The 24,717-nt window shown below is 67.0% G+C and carries 24 protein-coding genes; 9 read left to right on the top strand and 15 right to left on the bottom strand.

The window, feature by feature from the left end; translation table 11 throughout:
* Nucleotides 1–106: 106 nt before the first annotated feature.
* Entirely contained in the window at nucleotides 107–847 is a 741-nt protein-coding gene (locus tag A5681_RS09895; protein WP_067272993.1) for an SDR family NAD(P)-dependent oxidoreductase, read from the top strand.
* Here A5681_RS09895 and A5681_RS09900 read toward each other — a convergent pair.
* The 5 genes from A5681_RS09900 to A5681_RS09915 all read right to left on the bottom strand — a co-directional run bounded on the left by A5681_RS09900 (nucleotide 844) and on the right by A5681_RS09915 (nucleotide 6,490).
* On the bottom strand, nucleotides 844–3,672 hold the full coding sequence (locus tag A5681_RS09900) for an RND family transporter (protein ID WP_067272996.1): 2,829 nt from the start codon (nucleotides 3,670–3,672) through the stop codon (nucleotides 844–846). The genes A5681_RS09895 and A5681_RS09900 overlap by 4 nt on opposite strands.
* A complete protein-coding gene (locus tag A5681_RS09905) occupies nucleotides 3,669–4,067 on the bottom strand; it encodes an MmpS family transport accessory protein (RefSeq protein ID WP_067273001.1) in 399 nt (132 codons plus the stop codon). Before A5681_RS09905 ends, A5681_RS09900 begins: the two co-directional genes overlap by 4 nt.
* A gap of 221 nt (nucleotides 4,068–4,288) precedes the next feature.
* Entirely contained in the window at nucleotides 4,289–4,723 is a 435-nt protein-coding gene (locus A5681_RS09910; protein ID WP_067273006.1) for a hypothetical protein, read from the bottom strand.
* A 159-nt stretch (nucleotides 4,724–4,882) separates the two neighbouring features.
* Nucleotides 4,883–5,059 (bottom strand): hypothetical protein, encoded by a 177-nt coding sequence (locus A5681_RS27405; RefSeq protein ID WP_197498562.1) that lies wholly within the window; start codon nucleotides 5,057–5,059, stop codon nucleotides 4,883–4,885.
* Between the two features lie 21 nt (nucleotides 5,060–5,080).
* Nucleotides 5,081–6,490 (bottom strand): hypothetical protein, encoded by a 1,410-nt coding sequence (locus tag A5681_RS09915; RefSeq protein ID WP_067273058.1) that lies wholly within the window; start codon nucleotides 6,488–6,490, stop codon nucleotides 5,081–5,083.
* A 121-nt stretch (nucleotides 6,491–6,611) separates the two neighbouring features.
* Between A5681_RS09915 and A5681_RS09920 the strand changes: the two genes are divergently transcribed.
* On the top strand, nucleotides 6,612–7,445 hold the full coding sequence (locus A5681_RS09920; RefSeq protein ID WP_067273010.1) for an SDR family oxidoreductase: 834 nt from the start codon (nucleotides 6,612–6,614) through the stop codon (nucleotides 7,443–7,445).
* 8 nt (nucleotides 7,446–7,453) lie between these two features.
* Here the strand turns inward: A5681_RS09920 and A5681_RS09925 are convergent, their stop codons facing one another.
* Together A5681_RS09925 and A5681_RS09930 are read right to left on the bottom strand one after the other, a co-directional pair.
* Complete coding sequence (locus tag A5681_RS09925; protein ID WP_067273013.1) at nucleotides 7,454–8,059, bottom strand: hypothetical protein; 606 nt, start codon at nucleotides 8,057–8,059, stop codon at nucleotides 7,454–7,456.
* 44 nt (nucleotides 8,060–8,103) lie between these two features.
* Nucleotides 8,104–10,551, bottom strand: coding sequence for a glycogen/starch/alpha-glucan phosphorylase (locus A5681_RS09930; RefSeq protein WP_156737928.1), 2,448 nt, complete (start codon nucleotides 10,549–10,551; stop codon nucleotides 8,104–8,106).
* Between the two features lie 345 nt (nucleotides 10,552–10,896).
* Between A5681_RS09930 and A5681_RS09935 the strand changes: the two genes are divergently transcribed.
* Nucleotides 10,897–11,730: an alpha/beta fold hydrolase gene (locus tag A5681_RS09935; RefSeq protein ID WP_067273019.1), complete on the top strand. Its 834-nt coding sequence runs from the start codon at nucleotides 10,897–10,899 to the stop codon at nucleotides 11,728–11,730.
* A gap of 2 nt (nucleotides 11,731–11,732) precedes the next feature.
* Here A5681_RS09935 and A5681_RS09940 read toward each other — a convergent pair whose 3' ends face one another.
* On the bottom strand, nucleotides 11,733–12,056 hold the full coding sequence (locus tag A5681_RS09940) for a DMT family transporter (RefSeq protein WP_082950130.1): 324 nt from the start codon (nucleotides 12,054–12,056) through the stop codon (nucleotides 11,733–11,735).
* Between the two features lie 67 nt (nucleotides 12,057–12,123).
* Between A5681_RS09940 and A5681_RS09945 the strand changes: the two genes are divergently transcribed.
* From A5681_RS09945 to A5681_RS09960, 4 genes are read left to right on the top strand one after another with little or no spacing between them, the layout of a single operon-like run.
* Entirely contained in the window at nucleotides 12,124–13,041 is a 918-nt protein-coding gene (locus A5681_RS09945; RefSeq protein ID WP_067273029.1) for an alpha/beta hydrolase, read from the top strand.
* Entirely contained in the window at nucleotides 13,038–13,463 is a 426-nt protein-coding gene (locus tag A5681_RS09950; protein WP_067273032.1) for a DoxX family protein, read from the top strand. Before A5681_RS09945 ends, A5681_RS09950 begins: the two co-directional genes overlap by 4 nt.
* A gap of 48 nt (nucleotides 13,464–13,511) precedes the next feature.
* Nucleotides 13,512–14,312, top strand: a complete 801-nt coding sequence (locus A5681_RS09955) for an SDR family NAD(P)-dependent oxidoreductase (protein WP_067273035.1) — start codon at nucleotides 13,512–13,514, stop codon at nucleotides 14,310–14,312.
* Nucleotides 14,313–15,281 (top strand): phosphotransferase family protein, encoded by a 969-nt coding sequence (locus A5681_RS09960; protein ID WP_067273038.1) that lies wholly within the window; start codon nucleotides 14,313–14,315, stop codon nucleotides 15,279–15,281. It abuts the gene before it with no gap.
* Nucleotides 15,282–15,285: 4 nt separating this feature from the next.
* On the opposite strand, the gene A5681_RS09965 is transcribed toward A5681_RS09960, so the two are convergent.
* Entirely contained in the window at nucleotides 15,286–15,534 is a 249-nt protein-coding gene (locus tag A5681_RS09965) for a hypothetical protein (RefSeq protein WP_067273042.1), read from the bottom strand.
* A 162-nt stretch (nucleotides 15,535–15,696) separates the two neighbouring features.
* Between A5681_RS09965 and A5681_RS09970 the strand changes: the two genes are divergently transcribed.
* On the top strand, nucleotides 15,697–16,386 hold the full coding sequence (locus A5681_RS09970) for an MspA family porin (RefSeq protein ID WP_197498563.1): 690 nt from the start codon (nucleotides 15,697–15,699) through the stop codon (nucleotides 16,384–16,386).
* Here the strand turns inward: A5681_RS09970 and A5681_RS09975 are convergent.
* From A5681_RS09975 to A5681_RS09995, 5 genes are all read right to left on the bottom strand, one after another.
* Nucleotides 16,383–17,732 (bottom strand): acyl-CoA dehydrogenase family protein, encoded by a 1,350-nt coding sequence (locus A5681_RS09975; protein ID WP_067273045.1) that lies wholly within the window; start codon nucleotides 17,730–17,732, stop codon nucleotides 16,383–16,385. The genes A5681_RS09970 and A5681_RS09975 overlap by 4 nt on opposite strands.
* Complete coding sequence (locus A5681_RS09980; protein ID WP_067273070.1) at nucleotides 17,733–18,881, bottom strand: CaiB/BaiF CoA transferase family protein; 1,149 nt, start codon at nucleotides 18,879–18,881, stop codon at nucleotides 17,733–17,735.
* Nucleotides 18,878–19,654, bottom strand: coding sequence for an enoyl-CoA hydratase/isomerase family protein (locus A5681_RS09985; RefSeq protein WP_419866307.1), 777 nt, complete (start codon nucleotides 19,652–19,654; stop codon nucleotides 18,878–18,880). The genes A5681_RS09980 and A5681_RS09985 overlap by 4 nt, the downstream gene beginning before the upstream one ends.
* Nucleotides 19,655–19,656: 2 nt before the next feature.
* Nucleotides 19,657–20,853, bottom strand: a complete 1,197-nt coding sequence (locus A5681_RS09990) for an acetyl-CoA C-acetyltransferase (RefSeq protein WP_231996273.1) — start codon at nucleotides 20,851–20,853, stop codon at nucleotides 19,657–19,659.
* Between the two features lie 158 nt (nucleotides 20,854–21,011).
* Nucleotides 21,012–22,829 (bottom strand): glycoside hydrolase family 15 protein, encoded by a 1,818-nt coding sequence (locus tag A5681_RS09995; protein ID WP_067273073.1) that lies wholly within the window; start codon nucleotides 22,827–22,829, stop codon nucleotides 21,012–21,014.
* Nucleotides 22,830–22,910: 81 nt separating this feature from the next.
* On the opposite strand from A5681_RS09995, the gene A5681_RS10000 reads away from it, so the two are divergent.
* Nucleotides 22,911–23,867, top strand: coding sequence for an LLM class F420-dependent oxidoreductase (locus tag A5681_RS10000; RefSeq protein WP_067273049.1), 957 nt, complete (start codon nucleotides 22,911–22,913; stop codon nucleotides 23,865–23,867).
* Here A5681_RS10000 and A5681_RS10005 read toward each other — a convergent pair.
* Nucleotides 23,864–24,717, bottom strand: an 854-nt coding sequence (locus A5681_RS10005; RefSeq protein ID WP_156737927.1) for an iron-containing alcohol dehydrogenase, incomplete at its 5' end; no start/stop codon positions are given. The two genes, A5681_RS10000 and A5681_RS10005, sit on opposite strands and share 4 nt — an antisense overlap.

The following is a 24,717-nucleotide window of genomic DNA, read 5'->3' on the forward strand; positions in this document are numbered from 1 at the left end:
CCGCGCGCCGTGCGATGACCCTGTGGGGACCGAGGTTCGTTGTTCCGCTCGGGTTGCTGCGCGGTAGCGTTGCGCGGATCCGCTCCTACTGACCGCGAGGACAGCCATGTCAGCACTGCAGGGCAAGGTCGCCTTGGTGACCGGGGCGTCGTCGGGCCTCGGCGCCGAGACGGCCCGGCTGTTCTCCCGCCAGGGCGCAACGGTTTTCGGCATCGGCCGGGACACGGGTCGGTTGGCCGAGGTATTCGCCGACGTTGAACGTGGTTGCTACGCATCGGTGGACGTCGCGTCGGCCCAGGGCTGCCGCGACGCGGTCGAGCAGTGCGTGCGCGAGCTGGGCGGACTGGACGTCCTTGTCAACGTCGCCGGCCGACACCAGATGCGGCGCACGGAGTCGGTGACCGATGACGACTGGGCGGAGGACCTCGCGGTCAACCTGAACGGTCCGTTCTACCTCTGCCGCGCCGCGCTGCCGCATCTGCTGGAGCGCGGCGGCAACATCGTCAACGTCGGCTCCATCGCGGGCGTCGAGGGCCAGGCGTATTCGGCCGGCTATTGCGCCGCCAAGCACGGGCTGGTCGGGCTGACCCGGGCCCTGGCGGTGGAGTACACCGCGGATCGCTTGCGCGTCAACGCGATATGCCCGGGCGGCATGCTGACCCCGCAGCTCGAACACTTCACCGCGCCGGAGAACCCGAACTACGACCTGATCATGCGCACGGCCTCGCCGCGCGGCATGATGCAGCCCATCGACGTGGCGAACGTCATCGCGTTTTTGGCCAGCGACGCCGCGGCCGCGATCCACGGCGCCGTCTATCGCGTCGACAACGGCAAGGGCGCCGGCTAGCGCGCGGCCGCCGGGCGGGCGCGCACCAACGTCGGCCACCAGAACCACGGCCCGAGGATTCGCAGGATGCTCGGCACGACGAACGAACGCACGATCAGCGTGTCGAGCAACAGGCCGATGCACACGGTCGAGCCCACCTGACCGATGGTGCGCAGGTCGCTGGTGAGCATCGCCAGCATGGTGAAGGCGAACACCAAACCGGCGGACGTCACGACTCCGCCCGTGCTGCCGAGGGCTCGGATCAGACCGGTGTGAATTCCCCCGTGCAACTCCTCTTTCACCCTGTTGATCAGCAGCAGGTTGTAGTCCGACCCCACGGCCACCAGGATGATGAACGTCAGCGGTAGGACCAGCCAGTGCAGATGCAGGCCGATCAGGTGTTGCCAAACCAGGATGGAAAGCCCGAACGCGCCGGCATAGGAGAACGCCACGGTGCCGGGAATCACGAACGCCGCCACCAGACTTCGCGTGATGAACATCATGATCAAGAAGATGAGCACGAAGGCGGCGATGGCCGCGATCATGAGGTCGGACATCGCGTATTCCTTGATGTCCTTGTCGTTGGATCCCGAACCGCCGATGTAGATCCGCGCGCCCGCCAGCGACGTCTCTTTCAGGATCGTTTTGATCGCGTCGGGGAACTGTTCGACGTGCTCCACACCTTCGGGCCCCATCGCGTCGCCCTCGTGGGTGACGATGAAGCGGGCCGCCTTGCCGTCCGGCGACATCATCAGCTTCATGCCGGTCTTGACGTCCTCGTTGTCGAAACCCTCATGCGGGATATAGAAGAAGTCGTCGCTGCGAGACTTGTCGAAGTCGTTCCCGACGTTGATCAGATCATCGAAAGTCTGCTCCGTCTGGACGGTTTGCAGATCGGCGGATCCGTAACTGTTGACCAATTTCGACTGCAGCGCCTCGGTGTCATCGGCCGTGGCTTTCAGTTGCGCGATGATCTGCGGAAAGGCCTTGTCCACCTCCTGCAGGGACAGCTTCGCGTCCGCGATGTCGTCGGCCAGCTTGTCGACTTGATCGATGGTCTCGAACAGCGAACGGAACGTCCAGCAAATGGGAATGTCGAAACAGTGCCTCTCCCAATAGAAGTAGCTCTTGATCGGACGGAAGAAGTCTTCGACATTGGAGACCTCGTCGCGGATGTCGTCGCTGACCGCTTGTAGGTCCTCGACGGTCAGGACGGTCTTGTGCAGTTCGTCGGAAACCTTCTGGAAGAAGCCGATCTCCTTGCGCAACACCTCGACCGAGTGCGCCTGGATGTCGGCCTGCGCGTCGGTGTTCGAGTTCTGCTCCCTGTTGAACGGGAGCTGCTGGCCGTTGCCACTGCCCTGCGTGGTGAACAGGTAGGGGATGCTGGCATGCTCGAGCGCTCGGCCCAAGGGCCGCGTCATGCCCTGCACCATCGCCACACCGTGCAGGCGGATCAGGGCTCTGGCGACCCGGTCTAGCGAGATGAAGTCGGCCGAGTTGCGCATGTCGTGATCGGTTTCGACCATCAGCATCTCGGAGAACAGCTTGCTCTTCGGGAAGTGCCGGTCGGCCGCCTGGAAACCCAGATTGGCGGGCGCGCTGGCCGGCTGGTACTGCCGGTCGTCGTAGTTCTGCCGGTAGGTGGGAACGAAGACGGCCCCGATCATGACGACGGCGGTACTGGCCACCAGGATCGGCACCGGCCAGCGCACCACGCTGGCGCCGATGCGCCGATAGAGGCGTCCATGGGTGGGAGTTCTCGGGTCGAACATCCCGAACAGGCTGCCGACGGTCAATGCCGCCGGGCCCAGCGTCATCGCCGCCGCGATGGTGAACAGCATAGTGATCGCGACCGCCGGCCCCATGGTGTGGAAGTAGTTCAGCCGGGCGAACGTCAGGCAGTAACAGGCCCCGGCGATCGTCAGGCCGGAGCCGATGATGATGGGCGCGACCCCCTTGTACGCGATGTAGAAACTGTCCTCCCGGCTTTCACCCGCCTGCCGCGCCTCGTGATATCGGCCCATCAGGAAGATGCCGTAATCCGTTCCGGCGCCCAGGGTTAGCGCGATGACGATGTTGACGGCGAACGAGGAGAGTTCGATGAATCCGTAATGCCCGAGCGTCGAGACGATGCCCTTGGCGACGAGCATCTCGATGAGCACGCCGAGCAAGGGCACCAGCAGGGTGGATGGGGTGCGGTAGACCAGCAGCAGCATCACGACGATGAGGATGATCGTGACGATCGTGACGTTGTTCAAGCTGGCATTCGCGATGGAGAGCGTGTCCGAGGCCAGCGGGGCGGCGCCGCTGACGTAGACCTTCAGGCCGGGCGGTGGGGTGTCCTTTTTGATGATGTCGCGGACGGCGTCCACGGATTGGTTGGCCTGGATCTGCCCGATGTCGCCGGCGAGACGAAGGAGCACATACGTGCACTTGCCATCCACGCTCTGGGCCCCCGCCGCGGTGAATGGCTTGCCCCACAGGTCCATCACGTATTGCACGTGCCGGGTGTCGTGCTGAAGGCGGCGCATCAGGTCGTCGTAGTACCGGTGGTCGGCGTCGCCAAGCGGTCGGTTCGCCTCGAACACCACCATGGTCAAGTTGGTCGAGTTCGACTCGTGGAACTTCTCACCGATGTGCAGCAGCGCCCGCTGTGAGGGGGCGTAATGCGGGACCATGGGTCCCGCGAGTTCCTCCGCGACCCGTTCCACCTGGGGCATAAAGGTGTTCGTGGTGACCGCGAGAAGGCCCCAGAAGAAGATGATCGGGATAGCGAAAGTGCGCACCATCCTGGGGATGAATGGGCGTTTGACCCGGGGCTCGTCGAGGCGATGCTCGGTCATGCCGATTTCACCCTGCACTCGACGTCGGCGTCCGGATGGTCGTCCGACTGCTCGTCGCGGACCACGCCATCCACCAGCATCCGGCAACTCACCCGACCGCTACGAACATGTACCGAGATGCTTCCGGACGCCACGGAGAGCGTCGTGGTCTCCGTGTGGGACCACGGCAGGGCCGTGAAATCCACCTGGTGCGGATGACCGTCGATATCGATGTAGACGAGCTTCCCCCCGTTGCCCGCGTTGCCGAACACCTCGTAGGTGATCCGCTTGAGGTTGAACTGCTCAGGCGCCTGGGGACCATTGACGGTGATGACCGGCTCCGGTTCGGAGAACTGATGCACCTTGTGCATGCACAGCAGGCCCACTCCGACCGCGACGACGGTGACCAACGGCATCCAGCCTCGCTGCAAGACAGTCCTGCCGACTGAACGACGGCTCACTCCATCACCTTTCGCGACCCAGTCCCACGCACCGCGTTGTTATGCCCCCGACCGCAGACCGCGGGAGGGCCGCATATCAATTTGGTTGACATATGGCGCTAAAGAGATTACTACCTTCGGCACCGAACGCGAACTCGAGGAGCTGAGAGCGACGCCCGCGGCCGGGCGTGCGGCCCTCATGACGCGACGGGTGCCGTGCGCAGGCGCCTTTTCAGCCTGGCGCTGCTGAGCAGGCGGAGGGCGAGGTTCGACGAGGTGAGCATGGGGATCACCCCGAGGAATGTCCGCTCGGAGGGGGTGGCCCCGTGCAGGTGGTAGAGGCTGCCGAACACGTAGAAGCAACCGAGCATGAACAGGGCGCCGGGGATGCACAGCGCCATCAATGAGCCGCGGTCGGATACCACCTGCCGCGCGTAGTCCAACTGTTCGGGTGTCATCGGCTCCCGCTTGCGCAGCTTGCGGACGACCTCTTTCGCGCTGCCGATCTCCTCGGCGATCGGCGGGGGCCGCCGCCGCTCCAGCCGTCTCACGTAGACGGCCGCGACGGACGCCAGGGTGACGGCCAGGGCAAGGGAAACGACGGTGAGTAGTCCAAACAAGCCCAGAGTCACTGCTTCGCTCCTTCGTGTGCCCGGATATGTGAGCCGATGCCATCATGGGCCGCCGCGGCCGCCGCGTCGATCCTCGCGGTGAAGACCGCCGGCGGGGCGTCGCTTCCCACGCCAGGCTTCATCATCACACGGAAGATGCTTTGCGCTCGCCGGGCGAGATCACCGCTTCCGGGCGTTGACCACGTCGCGGACGATGAGCGCCACCAGGACGGCCAGGGCGACGGGCACCAGAACCCGGAAGACGGAAGAGGCGTGCGAGTAGAGCAACGCGTACGCGGTCGCCCCGATCACCACCATGGCGATCAAGATGCCGCGGTTGATCCCGTCCGTGTTCATCCGCAAGACCTTACTTCTCGGTCAGAACCCGAAGTCGCCGCCGCCGGAGTCCGAGCTGCCGCCGCCGAAATCGGATCCGCCACCCGAGTCCCAACCACCGCCCGAATCCCAGCCACCGCCCGAATCCCAGCCGCCGCCGAAACCCACGTCTCCGCCGCCCGAATACGAGCTGTCACCGCCGCCGAACCCGACGTCGGCTTGCTGGCTGTCGTAGCCGGCGCTCTGGCCGCTGTCATAGCTCTGACCGCTGTCATAGTTGGCGTCCGCATACGCCGAGTCCCGGCCCGCCTCGAACCCCCGGTCGTACCCGCCACCCCAGTGGTCGTCCAGCAGCGCATCCATCAGCAGCACATCGGTGAGCGCCCAACCCCAGCCCGGACCCCAGAACGCATACGGGTAATAACCGGGGTAGAAGAACATCCCGTTGTGGTAGCCGCCGCCGTAGTAGTGCGGATAACCGGGCTGCGGGGTGGCGCTGTAATTGTTGTTGTTGATCGTCACGTACTCGCCGGTATCGGGATTGCGCGCCCGCACCGAGGCCTGCTTGCGGTCCCCGGCGGGCACGGAGGACACTTCGGCAACGTTCGGCGCGGCGCGGCCCGGGTAAAGCTTCTGGTTGGCTTTGGCCACCGTCGACTCCACCACCCGCAGGTGCGCCCGGGCCGCGCCGTAGTCACCTTTTTCGTAGGCCTGCCGGGCGTCGTAGAGGCTCGCGTTGGCCTTCGTCTGTTCGGCGCTGACATCCGTGTCGCTGTTGGTGAGCACCGCATTGTCAAGGTCGCTGACGTCGGAGGTGACGGTGATGAACTCCTGCTTGAGTTGTTCTTTCGTATCAGCGTCCTTGCGGCGCTTGCGGTTCCGATTCACCGCGAACCAGATCAGGCCGACCGCGGCCACGCCGATGGCGATGATCACCAGCGCTGTCCGCAGCGCCGAGCCCTGGTTGTGGTTCTTCTGCACCGCGGGCGACGTCGCCGCCGGAGCGCGGGACGACACATCCACGCTCGACAACTTGCTGACGAATTCACTGCTGGCGCCGTACGGGTCGTTTCGGTGGTCCTTGGCGGACTGGCCCATGATCGGATCGACGCTGTCTGCGATCGACTTGGGCACGTTGTAGGCGCGCACGTGATAGCCCCGGGAGTCGATGACCAGAATGATCCCGCTGAATCCCGGATCACGGCCGAGGATGACGTTGTGGATGGCATCGGGGGTGGTCACGCCGGTCTGGCTGGGCGCCACCGCCGCCACCCAGACGGGCGGTCGCGAACTCCACGACCATCGGCTGCCCAGGATTTGGTCGTTGAGCCGATCCGGGTTCTGCAACGGCGGATTCGCCCCGGGATCGGCCAACACGTGGGTCTGCGCGTTGAACTTGTCCACCAGCTGGTCGGTGTAGGTGTCGGCCGAGGCGGACGGCGCGAGCAGCATCGCCAGCGCCACGGTCAACGGGGCCAGCGCAAGCCCTCGGAATCGTCGGATCACTTTCCTCCTGCCAGGGGTCGATGACTCGATCCTTGCGGTGGTCGGAGAAAACGTCCACTGTCGACCGATGGTTGACCGTCGTACCCTTGACGGCGTGAACGCCCGGCGCAGCCCGTTTCGGGCCGATCTGCTGCAGGGCAAGGTGGCGCTGATCACCGGCGGCGCCACGGGCCTCGGCCTCGAGATCGCGCGGGTGCTGGGCGGCCACGGGGCCCGGATCGCGATCTGCAGCCGCAAGGAAGCCAACCTTCGGGCGGCGGTTGCGGTGTTGCAGGAGGCGGGTATCGAGGCCATCTACGGCGTGTGCGACGTCCGGAGCGCCGATGAGGTGACCGCCGTCGTCGGAGACGTGATCGGAGCCTTCGGCCGCCTCGACGTTGTCGTCAACAACGCCGCCGGGAACTTCCCCGTGCCGGTCAGCGGCCTGAGCGCGGGCGGATTCAAAGCCGTGGTCGACATCGACCTGCTGGGGACGTTCAACGTGTCGAAGGCGGCTTACGAGCTATGCCTGCGGGAGCACGGCGGATCCGTCGTGAACATCAGCGCCGCGACCCAGTACCGCGGCATGGCGTTGCAGGCCCACGTCGTGTCGGCCAAGGCCGGCGTCGATGCGTTCACCCGCGCCTGTGCCATCGAGTGGGGACCCGACGCGGTCCGGGTGAATGTCGTTGCGCCCGGGGCCATGTCGGGAACCGAAGGAGTGAAGAGGGTCACCGGCGATGAGCGGCACCGCACGACGCAGAATCCCTTGCGCCGGCCCGGTTCGACCACCGAGGTCGCCCAGGCCGTGCTCTTTCTCGCCAGTGACGCCGCATCCTATGTCACCGGGGCGACCCTAGTCGTCGACGGCGGCGGCTGGCTGACGGCCAGCGGAGTGCCGGATCTGCCCGGCTACCAATAGGATTGGCTCTACTCGAGGTACCCGCGGGGGAGTACCGAGAAGTCCACGCACGCCGCGGCCAATACGTCACCCAGATGCGGGCCGACCGGCGCGGCGAGGGTGAGCATCGCGCCCGCCGACGGTGCCTTCAGCGTGGCGACGTTGTGGTTGGTCAGCAATTGAATTGCATCCGATGCGATGTCGCCCCAACCGGTATGGACGGTCATCAGGGTGAGCACCCCCAATGCCTCGCCGGACGGCGACAGCAGGCGGTGATGCCAAGCGCCGTCGGCCTTGTGCCCGCTGTGCGGCCGCACCACCGCCAGCACGGTGCCGCCGCCGTCTTCCAGGCGCGCCGCGCCATCGGCGGGGACGATCCTTCCCACCGGCGTGTTCTCGCGGGTGATGGTGGTCGTTGCGGCGACCGCGATCTTGAGCGCGTCGCCGTTGGCCCCCGACAGGGTGTACTCGCTCTTCCCGCCGTTCTTGAAGCCGAATAGCACCGCGGCTCCGCCCTTCTGCTGGGCGCGCCCAAGTTCTGTGCCTTCGGGGGTGGCGAGCTCCACGCGCAGGGCGTTCGATACCGCCCGTGTCACGCGCGCGAGGACGACCGTGGCATCGCCGAGAATCGACATGGCGAGATCCTAGGCCCGCGACCCCGTGATTGGCAGCCGGTTCGTCAGATCTTGACGGTCAACGGCCACACGTTCCAGATGTCGTCGCAATACTCGGTGATGGCGCGATCCGATGAGAATTTACCGCTGCGAGCGGTATTCAGGATGGACATCTTCGTCCACGACTCCCTGTCCTGCCATGCGGCGCTCACCTGCTCCTGGCAGCTCACGTACGACGCGTAGTCGGCGCAAACCAGGAAGGGGTCGTCATGGCGCAGGTTGTCCACCAGCGGCCGGAACACCTCGGTGTCCCCGCCCGAGAACGTGCCGCCGGCAATCAGATCCAACACCGCGCGCAGCTCGTCGTTTACAGCTTTGGGGCCATCGATGTAGTCGGCCGGGCGGTATCCGCCCGCCTTGACCGACTCGACCTCCTGCTCGGTCAGGCCGAACAGGAAAAAGTTCTCCGGACCCACCTCGTCGCGCATCTCCACATTCGCGCCGTCGAGCGTGCCGACCGTCAGTGCACCGTTGATCATGAACTTCATGTTGCCCGTGCCCGAGGCTTCCTTGCCCGCGGTGGAAATCTGCTCGGACAGATCGGCCGCGGGATAGATCATGTGAGCGTTCTGCACGTTGAAGTTGGGCACGAAGGCCACCTTCAGGAACCGGTTGACGTCCGGGTCGGCGTTGACGGTCTCGCCAACGGCGTTGATCAGCTTGATGATCCGCTTCGCCATGAAGTACCCGGGCGCGGCCTTGCCGCCGAAGATGAAGGCGCGCTGCGGAATGGACAGGCCGGGGTCCTGTTTTAGCCGGCGGTAGAGCGCCACGACGTGCAGCACGTTGAGATGCTGACGCTTGTACTCGTGGATGCGCTTGACCTGGACGTCGAACATCCAGTCCGGATTGAGCTCGACTCCGGCCACCGAGCGGATGTACTTGGCGAGACGCGCCTTGTTGTTGCGTTTGATGTCGCGCCATTCCCGGCGGAAGGCGGCGTCCTCGACGAATGGCTCCAGGCCCCGCAGGCGTCCCAGATCGGTCAGCCAACCGTCACCGACGGTGCGGTCCAGCAGTTCGCGGAGCCCCGGATTGGCCAGCGCAAGGAATCGGCGCGGCGTCACCCCGTTGGTCTTGTTGCTGAACCGCTCGGGCCACATCTCATAGAAGTCTTTGAGCACACTGCTTTTCAGCAACTCCGAGTGCAACGCTGCGACACCGTTGATGGCGTGGCTGCCCACCGTGGCCAGGTGCGCCATCCGGACATTCTTGCCGCCGTTCTCGCCGATGAGCGACATCCGGGCGACCCGCTCCTCGTCGCCGGGGAACCGCGCGCGCACCTCGTCGAGGAACCGGCGGTTGATCTCGTAGATGATCTCGAGATGACGCGGTAGCGCTTCCGCGAACAGGTCCAGCGGCCAGGTCTCCAGCGCCTCGGGCAGCAGGGTGTGGTTGGTGTAGCCGAACGTTGCGACCGTGATTTCCCACGCCTCGTCCCAGTCCAGCTGTCGCTCGTCGACCAGCAGCCGCATCAGCTCGGCGACGCCGATCGAGGGATGGGTGTCGTTGAGCTGCACGGCAAACCGCTGGGGGAGCTCTTTGACCGAGACGTCGGCGAGGTCGTCCATGATGTGCAGCACGTGTTGCAGGGAGCAGGACACGAAGAAGTACTGCTGCAACAGGCGCAGCTGCTTGCCCGCCTCCGGCTCGTCGTTCGGATACAGCACCTTGGTGACCGTCTCCGACATCACCTCGTCCTCGACCGCGCCGTAGTAATCACCGGTGTTGAACGCCTCCAGCGCAAAAGACTTGACGGCGCGCGCGCTCCACAGCGTCAGCACGTTGCAGGTGTTCACGCCGTATCCCTGGATGGGGGTGTCGTAGGCGACGCCCTTGAGCACCCGTCCCGGCACCCACCGGACGCGGTCATGGCCGGCGTCATCCGTGTAGTGAGCGGCATAGCCGCCCCACTTGACCAGGTAGTTGACGTCGGGTTTGGCGATCTCCCAAGGGTTTCCGTGGTCGAGCCAGTTATCGGTCTGCTCGACCTGCCAGCCGTCGTGGATCTCCTGGTCGAAAATGCCGAACTCGTAGCGGATTCCGTAACCGATTGCCGGCCGCTCCAGGGTGGCCAGCGAATCCAGGTAGCACGCGGCGAGCCGGCCGAGGCCGCCGTTGCCCAGTCCCGGCTCCTCTTCACACGCCAGGACGGTGTCCAGGTTCTGGCCCATCGCCGCCAGCGCTTCGCGGGCGGCCCGCTCCATGCCGAGGTTCAACAGGTTGTTGCCCAGCTGCGGCCCCATCAGGAATTCCGCCGACAGGTAGCAGGTCACCTTGCGGCCGAGATCGAGCGAGGTCTGCGTCGACACCACCCGGCGGTCTTGCATGCGATCGCGCACGGCCAGGGCGAGCGCCCGGTAGTAGTGCTCGGGCCGCCGGGCCGCGGCCGGGCGGCCAATGGAGTAGCGCAGGTGGTCGTTGATGGCCCGCTGCAGTGCGGTCGCGCTCATTCCGGTCCGCGAGTGCTCAACCAGATCCGCCCGCGTGGGGCTGGAGGGAGAGATTCCGTCGGGGGGTGTCTGTTCGACATCGGTCATGGTGGTCCTGCTCCCTAGAGGTTGCCGCAATATCAACCGAGCCGCCCGGGGACGGCAGAGCGTCAGTCTGGCAGCGATGTTTGCACACCAGGCGCGCGGTTGAAGGCCGTTACGTAAACACCAGCTCACGGGCCGGCGACGAACCGGCGTTGGGAATCGTTGTCGCGGCGGAGCGGGAGCCGCCGATGGCGGGAATGGAGTGGGTCCTGTCTCAAATGGAGGGGTGGCATCACGTCGGACGCGAATAGGTTTTCCACCATGTGGAATATCGACGGGTGCAACGTGTTCGGAGAATCCGTTGGCAGGGGTGAGCCGGTTCTGCTGTTGCACGGCTACCCCCAGAGCGCATCCTGCTGGCGTCATCAGATCGAGGCGCTGTCGGGTGGGCACCATGTCGTGGCGCCGGACTGGCCCGGTTTCGGCCGTTCCGATCCGCCGTCGAGCGCACCGACCTACGACAACGAGGTGGACCGGATCGAACGGTTCGTGAAGGAGCTCGGTTGGCAACGGTTCAACCTCTGCGCCCACGACTACGGTGGCTTCATCGGGCTCGGTTATGCCATCCGGCATCCCGAGCGGGTGCTGCGACTCGCGCTGCTGAACACCCGCGCACACGGCGTCTTCCGCCCCTGGTTCCTGCGGTTTTCGCGGGGCCAACACTGGATTGCCACCCGGCCGGCGCTGTCTCGTGCCGCGCAACACCTTCCGCTGGAGAGGCTGCACCATCTTGCGCTGGGCCGCTATCGGAAACTCGGCTGCTTCGACGCCACGCTGGAAGCCGAGTATCTGGGCTGGATGAGATCGCCCGAAGGAAAGCGCAGGTTCTGGAACTTCTTCGCGCATTACCCGGTGCCCGCGGTCCCGTGGCTCGCCGAGGGGCTCGGGAGGATAAGGTGCCCGGTCGCCGTGATCTGGGGTGACCGCGATCCCTACATTCCGTTGCGCACCGCGCGCGAATTGGCCGCGGCCATTCCGCACGCGGAACTGATTCGGTTGTCCGGGGCCGACCACTACGTGATGGAGGAACGCCCCCACGAGGTGACCGCCGCGCTACTCCGTCTGCTCAGCGCACCGGTGGCCGCCCGCGCCTAGCCTCAATGGGCGCCGGACAGGTTCAACGTGACGACGCCGGCGATGATCAGCCCGACCCCGACGACCTTCGCGACGGACACCGGCGAGCCCAGAAACAGCACGGCGATCAGGACGATCAGGGCGGTGCCGATCGCCGACCACAACGCGTAGGCGACGTCCGTTTGCATGCCCCGTGCGATCGACAGCGCCAACAACGCGAACGACACGGCGTAACCGGTCAGACAGATGACCGTCGGCCACAGGCGGGTGAAACCCTCCGTGCTCTTGAGCAGGCTGGTCGCGATCACCTCCGCGACGATGGCGCAGAGGAGAAACACATAGGTCAAGACGCCTCCTTGCGTATGGACGTACATGTATGTGTGTACAGGACAGGTCGTGGAAGGATCGCGCCGTATGACGTTTGCCGAGCAGCCGTTGACGTTGGACGTCGGTGAGGTGATCGGGGAACAAGCGTCGCTTGCGGCCACCTACTATCCCGTGCACGGGGAGCCGCTCGGACTCCTGGTTTGCCTGCCGGGCGGCACCTACAGCCGCGACTACTGGGATCTGCGCATTCCCGGCCGGCACGGGTACAGCTTCGCCGATTTCGCCTCGCGCAAGGGCTACGACGTGGTGACCATCGATCCACTGGGCACAGGCGAAAGCTCGCAGCCCACAAGGGATTTCGACTTCGGTGACATCGCCGCCACGCTCGCCCACGCCGTGTCCGCATTGCCCGGCGCCATCGGGGTGCACGCGCCGCCGGTGGCCCTGGCGCATTCCCTGGGCGGGTATCTGGCCATCACCCAGCAAGCGCTGTTCTCCAGCTACGCCGCGCTGGCCTTGCTCGGCTGCACCAATCAACACGTCGCGCCGCTCGGCCTGGAGCCCGCATTCATCGCCCGCGCGGCAACCGCGCAGGGACGCGCCGACCTCGCGCGAGAGATCCTTGCCGCCTTGCCGCAGCCCTACTTCGAGGGGCCCCGCGAGCATCTGCAGGGCTGGTTCCACCTCGCCGACGTCCCCGCCGACGTCGTCGCGGCGGACTGCGTCGTCGCGAAATCGATGGTGCCGCGCGTGTTCGGGACGGCGATGATTCCCGGCGTCGTCGCGGAGCGAGCCGCCCAGATCGACGTTCCGGTGTTGCTCGGGTACGGCGCCGTCGACGTCTCGCCGGATCCGCGCTCCGAGGCCGGCCTGTATCGCGCCTGCCCCGACATCACCACCCTGGTCCTGGCCGACAGCGCGCACTGCCACAACATGGCGTCGAGTCGGCATCGGCTCTGGCGGCGCCTGCTCGACTGGACCGCCACCGTAACCTCTGGATCGTGACAAAGGATCTGAGCCGCTACGCCCCGGCGGTGCTGAGTGCGTTTCGGGTGGTCTACGGTCTGCTCTTCGCCCTGTACGGCTCGAGGAGCCTGTTCGATTGGCCGGTCCCGTCGCCGGTTCGCGTCGAGTTCGGCTCCTGGCCCGGCTGGTACGCCGGGCTGATCGAAGTCGTCGCGGGTGTGCTGATCGCCGCCGGACTGTTCACCCGCGCCGTCGCGTTCGTGGCATCGGGGGAGATGGCGGTCGCCTATTTCTGGATCCACCAACCGCAAGCGCTCTGGCCGGTCGCCGACCCGCCGGCCGGCAACGGCGGGGGCTTGTCGATCCTGTTCTGCTTCGCGTTCTTCCTGCTGGTCTTCACGGGCGGCGGGCGGCACTCGATCGACGCGCTGCGCGGCAGGGCACTTCCGCTGGCCCGGTGATAATGGCATTCTCTGATACGGAGAAGCCATTTCCGTAGGAGGTCGAGGATGAGCGCGGACCAACGGTGCGATGGGATGGTGGCCCTCGTCACCGGCAGCAGCCGAGGGCTGGGCAAGGCGATCGCGGCACGGCTCGCCGCGCGCGGCGCCACGGTCGCGCTGACCGCCCGCACGATGGACCCGGACCCCAAATATCAGGGCTCGTTGGGCGAGACCCTCGACGAGATCGTGGCCGCCGGCGGGAAGGCCGTCGCGATACAGGCCGACCTGTCGCGGCCCGAGGAACGAGAAAGGCTTTTCGCCGAGGTGGTGAGCGCCGTCGGCGCCCCCGACATCCTGGTCAACAACGCGGCGGTGACCTTCCTGCGGCCACTGGACGGCTTCCCCGATCGGCGGGCCCGCCTGATGATGGAGATGCATGTCCTCGGGCCATTGCAGTTGAGCCAGTTGGCGATTCCGGCGATGCGGGAGCGCGGGCGGGGCTGGATCCTGAACCTGACCTCGTTGGGCGGTGACCTCCCGCCCGGGCCACCGTTCTCCGAGTTCGACCGCACCGCGGGCTTCGGCTTCTACGGGACGGTCAAGGCCGCGCTCAACCGGTTGACGAAAAGCCTTGCGGCCGAGCTCTACGACGACGGGATCGCCGTCAACGCCGCCGCCCCCACCAACCCGGTGGCCACACCCGGCGCCGGCGCCCTGGACCTGGCCAAGACCGACACCGAAGACATCGAACTGATCACCGAGACGGCCTTGCGGTTGTGTACCGGCGATCCGAAGACCCTGACCGGGCGCATCGCGCACACCCAGCCCTTCCTCGCCGAGGTCGGCTGGACCCAGCCCGCCGGTTGAATGGCCGAGCTGGATTCGGACGCCCTGCGGGGGCGATTGGCGGCTGCCGGAATCACCGGTGCCGCACCAGTTTCCGGGGGCGCCTCCAGCCTCACCTTTCGGGGCGCCATGGCCGGCCGGTCCGTGGTGATCAAGGTTGCCCCGCCCGGCATCGAGCCGATCGCGCACCGCGACGTGCTGCGGCAGGCCCGCATCATCAAAACCCTTGCCGGCAGCGCGGTTCCGGTGCCCGAGGTGGTGTGGGAGGATCCGGGGGAACCGCCGCACACGCCGCCGCTGTTCGTGATGTCACACGTCGAAGGTGAATGTGCGGAGCCGCTTTTCGACGGCGGTGCCGCCGGCGCCGGCCTGGCCGAGCGGTACCGCAACGCGTGCCGGGTGATGGCCGCGCTGCACAGTCTGCGACCCGGCGAACTGGGCCTCGGTGGCGAACCGGTCGTCGATGCGGTCGCGGAGATCCGGCGATGGTCCGAAACGCTGCAGACCGTCGACGCGGCGCTGGTGCCCGATTGGCCGGCCGTGCGCGATGCGTTGTTGAATTGCGCCCCAATGGTTGTCGGGCCGAGCGTGGTGCATGGTGATTTCCGCCTGGGCAACCTGATGGCGTCGGGCGCCCGTGTCAACGCGGTGATCGACTGGGAAATCTGGTCGGTGGGCGACCCGCGGATCGACGCGGGCTGGTTCCTGATCAACTGCGACCCCGAGACGTACCGGCGCGTTCCGGACTCGGCGGCCGTGGCGCCGCCCGTCGGTGAGCTCGCCGAGATCTACCAGAAAGAACTGGGCCGCAACGTCACCGACTTGGCGTGGTTCCGCGCGCTCGCGTGCTTCAAATCGGCGGCGACCTGGTCGCTGATCGTCAAGCACAATCGGCGGCGAGCGTCCCCGCGAGCGGAACTGGAAGCGATGGCGGCAACCCTGCCGGGGCTGCTCGACCGGGCGCGGTCCCTGCTTGACCGGCCGGCGTAGCCGATCAGCCGCAGTTGGCGTGCAGATTCTCGCAATACATGCCGACGCCACCCCAGTCGCCCGACGAGCCGACCGCGTCGTCGAGCGGATTCGTCAACGTGGTCGGGTACTGAATCTGCCACTCGTCGATCGTCGGGATGTCGGGTTGCTGACCGGGGTCCGGAGACGCCAGCGCCGTGCCGGCGCCGCCCGTCAGTCCCGCGACGGCCAGCGAACCCGCCACCAGCAGACCGGCGCACCTGCGAAACATCATCGCGGCCCTCTCCGTCGTCTGCGCGAACTGCCCGCCAATTCTACCTTCGCCATCTACATCGCATAAGAGTCACAAACACACAACGACTTTGATCGGCCGCCCAGCAAATTTCGCGACTCGAAACCGGCGGTGCGTACGTTGTCCTCCGTGAGGCCGGTAGCCGTGGTCGTTCGTCGCGTCCTGGCGGTCGCCCTTTGCCTCGTCGTGTCGTTGATCACGGCGCCGTCGACGGCTGCCGAGCCCGATGTCGAGCCCGCCGGTGCGGCGGCCGCACCGGCGGACGACGGAGCGGTGGCATCCAACCCTCCGGTAACGCTCGACACCCCCGACGGCTGGACCCTGGGGCTGGGCGCCAAGGACGAGAAACTGGTTCCGGTGGCGCCGTTGACCACCTCCATCGCCTCGCGCGAATACATGGCCAGCGGCATCTACGTCGGCTCGCTGCGAGGATCCGAAGAACCGCACGGCGTCCTGGAAGTGGGCTATCAGATCGGCTGCGGGATCGACATGAGCACGTCCAACGGCGTGATCATGGAGGGCGGCGTCGGCATCATCCCGGGCGTCAGCCCGACGTTCGACACCACGGGTACGTTGCCGCCCCTGCTGCCGTTCGTCTCCTCGCCGATCAACGGCGTGATGAGCGTCGGCATGAAGCCAGGCCTGGTGATCGTCGTCCCGGTGATCAAGAAACAGTTCAAGGGCGCGAACCCCTGGGTGATGATCAGCAACTTCCACGTCAAGATCGACGGCTGCGTGGGCCAGTCGTTCATCCGCTCCTACGCGGTGCTTACTCGGATGACCGATCTGTCCGACGTCGTGCTGTCGTACGTGGGCGTCACCAAATCCGTTTAAGGCCGATGGTGGCGACCCGCTTCGCCCGGCTGCGCCCCGCTAGCGATCGCCACGCCGCGCGGGATGCCGGCCAACTTGTCGGCGAACTTGGCCTCGGCCGCCGCGCGCAACCGCAGCAGATGTTCCGACGGGAACAGGTCGGGCGCGGGCGCGCGGTCTTTCAGCAGCAACCGGGCCAGCGTCACCTTGTGCACCTCGGTCGGGCCGTCGGCGAGTCCCAGCACGAACGACTCCACCAAATACTGCACGAACGGCATCTCATGGGTGGTGCCCAGCGACCCGTGCAGCTGCAGCGCCCGCGACGACACGTCATGTAACACCTTCTGCATCATCGCCTTCACCGCCGAGATGTCGGCCCGCACCGCCTTGTAATCGTTGAACTGGTCGATCTTCCAAGCGGTTTGCAGGGTCAGCAGCCGGAAAGCCTCGATCTCCATCCACGAGTCGGCGATCATCTCCTGAACGAGTTGCTTGTTGGACAGCACCTCGCCCTGCGTATACCGCGACACGGCCCGCTCGCAGAGCATGTCGAAGATCCGGCGGACCAGGCCGACCGTGCGCATCGCGTGATGAATCCGCCCGCCGCCCAGGCGGGTTTGCGCGACCACGAAGGCCCCGCCCCGCGGACCCAGCATGTGATCGGCGGGAACGCGGACGTTCTCGTAGCGGACATAGCCCTCCCGCCCGCCGCCCATCGGCTGGTACCCCAGGCCGACGTCGCGCAGCACGTTGATGCCGGGAGTGTCACCGGGCACCACGAACATCGAGTAGCGCTGATAGGGCGGCGCGTCGGGATCGGTCATCGCCATCACGATCAGGAACGACGCCATCGAGGCGAACGACGAGAACCACTTCTCCCCGTTGATGATCCAGTGATTCCCGTCCTGCACCGCGGTGGTGCGAAAGACCTTCGGGTCGGCGCCCCCCTGCGGCTCGGTCATCGAGAAGCAGGACACGATGCGGTTGTCGAGCAGCGGTTCGAGATAGCGGGCCTTGAGCTCGGGCGTGCCGTAGTGCGCCAGGATCTCGCTGTTGCCGGAGTCGGGGGCCTGGGAGCCGAACACGATCGGCGCGCATTCCGAGCGGCCCAGGATCTCGTTGAGCAGTGCGAGTTTCACCTGGCCGTAGCCCGGACCGCCCAGGTGCGGCCCAAGGTGGGTGGCCCACAGGCCCCGCTCCTTGACGATGTCTTGCAGCGGGGGAATCAGCGCCTGGCGCACCGGGTCGTTGAGGTCATGGGATTCCTTGACGATCAGGTCGATCGGCTCGCACTCTTCGCGCACGAAGTCCTCGACCCATTTGAGTTGCCGTTCCCACTCGGGATCGGTGGAGAAGTCCCACGACATCTATCGTCCCTCTCGGTTGCTTTGCGCCACCACGCCCGCCTGAACGAGTTCGGTGATCTCTGGTGCGCCCAACCCCAGTTCGACCAGCAGCGCGCGGGTGTGGTCACCGGGTAGCGATGGCGTTGTCGGAGCGGGCGGCCGGGTGCGCGAGAACCGGGGCGCCGGCGCGGGTTGGGTGACGCCGTCGACGTCGACGAACGTTTGCCGCGCGGCGAGGTGCGGGTGCCGTGGTGCCTCGGCCAGCGAAAGCACCGGTGTCGCACAGCATCCCGGGCCATCCAGGAGACGCTGCCACTCCGCCGTCGACTTCTCGGCGAACCGGGCGGCCAGGGCGGCCCGGTGGGCGGGCCACGCGGCCGGCGCGTCGTCGTCGTGCGGCACGTCGACGTCCATTCGATCGCACAGCTCCGCATAGAACTTCGGCTCCATCGCGCCGACGGCGAAGTGGCCACCGTCGGCCGTGGCGTACACGCCGTAGAAGTGGGCGGCGCCGTCGAGCAGATTGTCGTGGCGCCGGTCGCGCCAGGTGCCGGCGGGCACCATTCCGAAATACGGCGTCATCAGTGTGGCCACCCCGTCGACCATGGCCACATCGAGCACCTGACCTGTGCCGCATTCGCGGGCCTCGAGGATGGCGCTGAGCAGGCCCACGGCCAACAGCATGCCGCCGCCACCGTAGTCGCCGACCAGATTCAGTGGCGGCACAGGGGATTCGGCGGTGCCGATGCCGTGCAGCGCGCCCGTCAGGGCGATGTAGTTGATGTCGTGACCGGCGTGCCCGGCCAGCGGCCCGTCCTGCCCGTAGCCGGTCATCCGGGCGTAGACCAGGCGAGGGTTGTGCACGCTCAGCTCGTCCGGGCCGATGCCGAGTCGTTCGGCCACCCCGGGCCGGTACACGTCGACGAAGGCGTCCGCGTCGGCGGCCAGGCGGCGGACGAGGTCCCGGCCGCGGGGATCCTTGAGGTCGGCGGCCAGCGACCGCTGGCTTCGGCGCACCGTGTAGTCGATGGGGAGGGGCCCGTCCACGGCGGGGACCGCGTCGACACGGATGACGTCGGCGCCCAAGTCGCCCAACAGCATTCCGCAGAACGGGGCCGGGCCCAGACCGCCCATCATGACTATGCGCACGCCGCGCAGGGGACCCGTCACGACGACCATTTCCTGCGCCGCTCGGCGGCCTCGTCGGTGGCGTGCGAGATGACCTGGTTGCGGTTCTCCAGCTCGAGCGCCGCCGAGAGGCTGGCGGCGTCGGTGTTGACCTGCAGGGCGCGCTTGGTCAGCTGCGCGCCCAGCGGGGAATGGCTCGCGATGAGCGCGGCCAACTCGACGGCCCGCCCCGCCAGCCGGTCGGATTCGACCAGCTCGCTCACCAGGCCGCGGCGGTCGGCTTCGGTGGCCGAGACGGTGCGCCCGGTGAGCATCCAGTCGGCGGCCACGCTGGTGCCGACGATGCGCGGTAGGTGATAGCTCATGCCCATCTCGGCGCCGGAGAGGCCGAGCAGGATGGCGGCGTTGCCGAATGACGCGGACTGCGAACAGATTCGGATGTCGGCCGCCAGGCACAGCGCGAGCCCGGCACCGACACACGGCCCGTTGACCGCGGCGATGACGGGTTGTGGCAACGCCCGGACGGCTTCGGCAAGGGCGGCCATCCGCTCCTGGAACCGCATCCGGTCCAGCGCGGGTGCGGTGGCTTCCAGCATCGAAGGACCGAAATCGCGAACGTCGATCCCGGCGCAGAAGCCGCGGCCGGCTCCGGTCAGCACCACGGCGTGCACCGTGCGGTCGGCGGCCAAATCGGCCAGCGACTGGCGTAATTCGGTTTGCATCGCCTCGTTGATGGCGTTGAGTTGGTTGGGGCGGTTCAGGCGCAACAGCGCGACGGCGTCACTTGGCCGCTCCAGCTTCACGGTTTGCGGCACGGTCACACCCGCTCGATGATCGTCGCCGTGCCCATCCCCCCGCCGGTGCACATGGTCACCAGACCCGTTGCGAGATCACGCCGTTCGAGCTCGTCGAGGAGGGTGCCCAGGAGCATCGCCCCGGTGGCGCCGATGGGGTGGCCCAGCGCGATGGCACCGCCGTTGACGTTGACCACCTCGGGGTCGATGTCGAGATCGCGCATGGTCTTGAGCGGAACCGCGGCGAAGGCCTCGTTGATCTCCCAGAGGTCGATGTCTTCGACCGCCATGCCGGCGCGGTCCAGGCAGCGCTGGGCCGCCGGTCCCGGGGCGGTGAGCATGATGATGGGTTCGCTGCCGATCGCCGCGGCGGCGCGAATCTGTGCGCGCGGGGTGACACCCGTGGCCTGTATCCAGTTGGAAGACGCGACCAGCACCGCGGCGGCCCCGTCCACCACCCCGGACGAATTGCCCGCGTGGTGCACATGATCGACGTGGTCGATGCCGGGGTAGCGCTGGATGCATATTTCGTCGAACGTCCGCTGCTCCCCGTCGGCACGGGTGTCGCCCATCGCGGCGAAGGCGGGCTTGAGCCGCGCCAACGTCTCGGTCGTGGTGCCTGGGCGCGGGTGTTCGTCGCGCTCGAACGGCCCATTGGGGGTGGGGACGTCGATGAGCGAACGCAGGAACCGGCCCTCGTCGATCGCCGCGGCGGCGCGCTCCTGGCTCCGCGCGGCGTAGGCGTCGACGGTTTCGCGGGTGAACCCCTCCAAGGTCGCGATCAGGTCAGCGGAGATCGCTTGCGGCACAGTGGGATAGCGCGCCCGAAAGTCGGGATTTCGGCCGTCGATCGTCGGGGCTCCCACGGTGACGTCCCACCGGGACATCGATTCGACTCCGCCGGCGATCACCAGGTCGTCGGTGCCCGCGGCGATCGACGACGCGGCTACCGTAACGGCTTGCTGACCGGAACCGCAAAATCGGTTCAATGTCATCCCCGGCACGGTCTCGGGCCATCCGGCGAGAAGAACCGCAAGGCGCGCGATGTCGTCGCCGTGGTCGCCGCCGAGGATGCCGTTGCCCGCGATGACGTCGTCGACGTCGGCAGGATCGAAGCCGGTCCGCTCGGCGAGCGCGGTGAGGCAACGCGCGAACAGGGCTTGCGGATGGACGGTGTGCAGGCCGCCGTCGGCGCGGCCCCGGCCGCGGGGCGTGCGCACCGCATCGAGAATCCAGGCGTCGATGACGGACTCCGATCGTGGGGCAGAAGCTACGGATCACCGGTATCGTAAATCGTCTCTCGCCTGTGGAGAACTACCTTCTCCAAATTGGCGAAGGGATTCTCATGGCGGCGCCGCCGCCCCGGTGCGGACCCGGCTCAGGACGTGAGGTCCAGCGCGGCGCCGATCAACGCCAGGTGGCTCAGCCCCTGCGGCAGGTTGCCCATGAACGCGTGATCGTCGGTGTCGATCATCTCGGGCAGGACGCCGACGTCGTTGGTCAGTTCCACCAACTCGTCCATCAGCTCGCGGGCCTCCGCCCGCCTGCCGACATGATGCAGAGCCGAGACCGCCCAGAAGGAGCAGGCGACGAAGGCGCCCTCCCCCTCCTCCTCGCGGGCACCACTGAACCGGAACAGCAGTGGCCCGCAGCCCAGTTCCCGCCGCAGCGCGTCGATGGTGGCGGACATGCGCGGCCCGCGGTCGAAGCCGCTTCCGGCGTGCAGCAGGATCGAGGTGTCGAGCTTGCCGCTGCCGGGATACCACTCGTAGCTGCCCAGCTCGTCGGACCAGCATCGCCGCCGCACCCACTCGGCGATCCGGTCGGCCTCGCCGGCCCACCGGCCCGGATCACCCGGGATCTGGCCGAGCTCAGCCAGATACACCGCGCACCGCAGCGCCTGCCAGCAGCCGAGTTTGGAAGTGGTGTAGTGCTCGGTGCGGCGCAACTCCCACATACCTGCGTCCTGATGCCGCCACGCGTCGCACGCCCGGTCCGCGAAACCGGCGAGCAAGTGGCCCGTTTCGGTGTCCAGCACGTGACCGCTGTCGACGTAGAGCCGGACCGTGTTGAAGAGATCGGCGAAGATGCTCAGTTGCAATTGACCGTCCGCGCGATTCCCGGTGACGACCGGGCCGATGCCGCGCCAGCCCGCGACCTCGTAGTGGGTCACCGGCGGCGGGGACGACCCGTCGAGGCAATAGAACACGCCCACGTCGGGGCCGTGCCGGCGGACCGTCCGCAGCAGCCAGCTGACCGCGGCGTGCGTCTCTTCGCGTATTCCGAAGCGGCGCAATGCGCTCAGCGTGTACGCGGTGTCGCGCACCCAGGCGAAGCGATAGTCCCAGTTCTTGCCGCCCGAAAGTCGTTCCGGCAGCGAGGTGGTCGCGGCCGCGGCGATGGCACCGGTGGGGCTGAAGATGAGCAGCTTCAGCACTAGCACGCTGCGGCGCACCGCCTCGGCCCAGGCCTCCGGGCACTCGAACTGCCCCGACCAGTTCCCCCAGAACGCGATGGTCTTGTCCAGCCCGTCATCGATGTCGGAGGCGGACGACAACATCAGCGGCTCGCATTCGGAAGCCACGACGCCGATCAGCTGGCGCTCGCGGGCGGCGGCGACGAACGCTCCCGAAGCCGTCTGATCGGTCCAGTCCACGTCGACGTTCTTCGACACGCAGATGCCGAGGTTCAGCGTCCCCGCCCGCAGCACCGCCCCGTGTGGGGTGCGGCGGGCCCACGGCGACATCGAGTTGAAGCAGGTGCCGGGCGCAACGCGCCAGCGCATCGGCACTTCACCGTCGAGGCCTTCGACGCGGCGTGCCAGCTCGGTCCAGGGCAACCGCCCACCGAACCCGATGTTGAGCCCGTCGGTGACGCGCACCCGACCGGCCTCGGTGATGAAAGTCGTTTCCAGCACATTGGTTTTCGGGAGGTAGCGTCGTTCGGTGCGAAACGGCACCGTCGGCATCAGGTCCAGGCGCCCGCCGTTCGGCCGGTCGACGAGCGCAGCGAATACCGGGACGGAATCCAGGTCCGGAATCGGAAACCAGTCGATGGCGCCGTCCTCGGCAACCAGCGCGACGGTTCGGCCGTCACCGATGGGCGCATAGCTGCGCAGCGCCGCGAAACCGTCTGTCCGGCATGGCGATTCCGTAACCGAGGAGGTTTCGGGGTCGAGCTCTGGCGCCGGGCACACGGGCGAATGGATTCCCGGCGCCACAGCGGATAAACAGCGAAAGCGGCGCATAACGTGGGGCGCAGCGGGTAGCCCGCCGCCATGACCAAGATCGGATACTTCCTGTCCTGCGAGCAGTACAGCCCCAAGGAACTCATCGACCAGGCCAAGCGCGCCGAGGCGGCCGGGTTCGACGCGCTGTGGATTTCGGATCATTTCCATCCCTGGAACGACGAGCAGGGCCAGAGCCCTTTCGTGTGGGGCGTGATCGGAGCGCTCTCCGAGGTGACATCGCTGCCGGTCAGCACGGCCGTGACGTGCCCGACCATCCGGACTCATCCGGCGATCATCGCCCAGGCGTCCGCAACGGCCGCCGTGCAGCTCGATGGCCGCTTCGTGCTGGGGGTGGGCAGCGGTGAGGCGCTGAACGAACACATCTTGGGCGACCGCTGGCCGTCGGTGGGCGTGCGCCAGGAAATGCTGGAGGAGGCGGTCGACGTCATCCGCCTGCTGCACCGCGGCGACGAGGTGAGCCACCACGGCAAGCACTACGAGGTGCAGGAGGCCCGCATCTACACCCGGCCCGACCAGCCGGTGCCCATCTACGTGTCCGGCTTCGGGCCGCAGGGCGCCGAGCTGGCCGGGCGCATCGGTGACGGTTACGTCCTGGTGATGCCGGAGGCCGACCTCGTCAAGACGTTCCGCGAGTCCGGCGGCGGCGACAAGCCGGTGCAGGGCGGCACCAAGGTCAGCTGGGACAACGACGCCGACGCGGCGCTGAAGGTGGCGCACCGGTTATGGGGCAACGACGCGCTGCCGGGGCAGTCGGCCCAAACCCTGCCGCGCCCCAAGGACTTCGCCGCCCTGATGTCACTCGTGACACCTGACCAGGTGGCCGAAGCCGTCACGTGCGGCCCGGACCCCGACGTGCATGTCGCGAAGGTGCGCGAGTACATCGACGCCGACATCGACGAGGTTTACGTCCAGCAGATCGGCCCGGACCTGGACGGGTTCTTCGCCGCGTACGAGCGTGACGTGTTGCCTCAGGTGCGTGGCTAAGCGGCGCCGTAGAAGCCCAGCCGAAGCAGGGCGGTGATCTCGCTGACCAAGGGCATCCGCGGGTTTGTGCGGTTGCTGAGGTCCTCGAACGCCGTCATCGCCAACGCGGGCAGCGCGGCCAGGTATTGCTCCTCGTCGACGCCGTACTCCCGCAGCGATCGCGGCATGTCGAGTCGGTTCAGCAGCTCGTCGACCCCGTCGAACAACCGGGCGCGCGATTCGTCGGGCTCATGGCCACCGAATATCAACTGGCCGAGCTGCGCGTACTTGTCCGGCGCCACGTACGCCGAATATCCCGGCGCGGGCATGAACTTGCTTGGCAGGCTTGCGTTGTAGCGCAGCACGTGCGGCAGGAAAATGCCGTTCGCGCGGCCATGTGAGATTCCGAACCTCGCACCGACGGCATGGGCGAGCGCATGGTTGGTCCCGACGAACGCGTTCGAAAAGGCAAGCCCGGCAAGGGTTGCCGCATTGGACATGTCGGTCCGTGCGGACAGGTCGTCGGGGTCGTCGTATGCCACCGGCAGCGCGTCGAAGATCAGTCGCGCCGCCTGGGCGCACAACGCGTCCGTATAGGGCGAGGCGAAGATCGAGACCGCGGCCTCCAAGGCATGGGTCAGCGCGTCGATGCCGGTGTCGGCGGTCAGCTTCTGCGGCATCGACGACGTGAGGACCGGGTCGACGATCGCGAGGTCGGGCACCAGGCTGTAATCGACCAGCGTCTCCTTCTTACCGCCCACCGTCAGAACCGCCGCCGGGGAGACTTCCGAACCGGTGCCCGACGTGGTTGGAACCGCGACCAATTGGACGCGATGCCGGTCGACCGGATAGTCGGCCACGCGCTTGCGGG

The organism is Mycobacterium scrofulaceum (genome assembly GCF_001667885.1).
In the GTDB taxonomy this organism is placed as follows: domain Bacteria; phylum Actinomycetota; class Actinomycetes; order Mycobacteriales; family Mycobacteriaceae; genus Mycobacterium; species Mycobacterium scrofulaceum_C.

Excerpts from the sequence above, each read along its gene's own strand:
- A5681_RS09895 (WP_067272993.1), top strand. The coding sequence starts at position 107 with ATGTCAGCACTGCAGGGCAAGGTCGCCTTGGTGACCGGGGCGTCGTCG.
- A5681_RS09900 (WP_067272996.1), bottom strand. The coding sequence starts at position 3,672 with ATGACCGAGCATCGCCTCGACGAGCCCCGGGTCAAACGCCCATTCATC.
- A5681_RS09905 (WP_067273001.1), bottom strand. The coding sequence starts at position 4,067 with ATGCCGTTGGTCACCGTCGTCGCGGTCGGAGTGGGCCTGCTGTGCATG.
- A5681_RS27405 (WP_197498562.1), bottom strand. The coding sequence starts at position 5,059 with ATGAACACGGACGGGATCAACCGCGGCATCTTGATCGCCATGGTGGTG.
- A5681_RS09915 (WP_067273058.1), bottom strand. The coding sequence starts at position 6,490 with ATGCTGCTCGCGCCGTCCGCCTCGGCCGACACCTACACCGACCAGCTG.
- A5681_RS09920 (WP_067273010.1), top strand. The coding sequence starts at position 6,612 with ATGGTTGACCGTCGTACCCTTGACGGCGTGAACGCCCGGCGCAGCCCG.
- A5681_RS09925 (WP_067273013.1), bottom strand. The coding sequence starts at position 8,059 with ATGTCGATTCTCGGCGATGCCACGGTCGTCCTCGCGCGCGTGACACGG.
- A5681_RS09930 (WP_156737928.1), bottom strand. The coding sequence starts at position 10,551 with ATGAGCGCGACCGCACTGCAGCGGGCCATCAACGACCACCTGCGCTAC.
- A5681_RS09935 (WP_067273019.1), top strand. The coding sequence starts at position 10,897 with ATGTGGAATATCGACGGGTGCAACGTGTTCGGAGAATCCGTTGGCAGG.
- A5681_RS09945 (WP_067273029.1), top strand. The coding sequence starts at position 12,124 with ATGACGTTTGCCGAGCAGCCGTTGACGTTGGACGTCGGTGAGGTGATC.
- A5681_RS09955 (WP_067273035.1), top strand. The coding sequence starts at position 13,512 with ATGAGCGCGGACCAACGGTGCGATGGGATGGTGGCCCTCGTCACCGGC.
- A5681_RS09960 (WP_067273038.1), top strand. The coding sequence starts at position 14,313 with ATGGCCGAGCTGGATTCGGACGCCCTGCGGGGGCGATTGGCGGCTGCC.
- A5681_RS09965 (WP_067273042.1), bottom strand. The coding sequence starts at position 15,534 with ATGATGTTTCGCAGGTGCGCCGGTCTGCTGGTGGCGGGTTCGCTGGCC.
- A5681_RS09975 (WP_067273045.1), bottom strand. The coding sequence starts at position 17,732 with ATGTCGTGGGACTTCTCCACCGATCCCGAGTGGGAACGGCAACTCAAA.
- A5681_RS10000 (WP_067273049.1), top strand. The coding sequence starts at position 22,911 with ATGACCAAGATCGGATACTTCCTGTCCTGCGAGCAGTACAGCCCCAAG.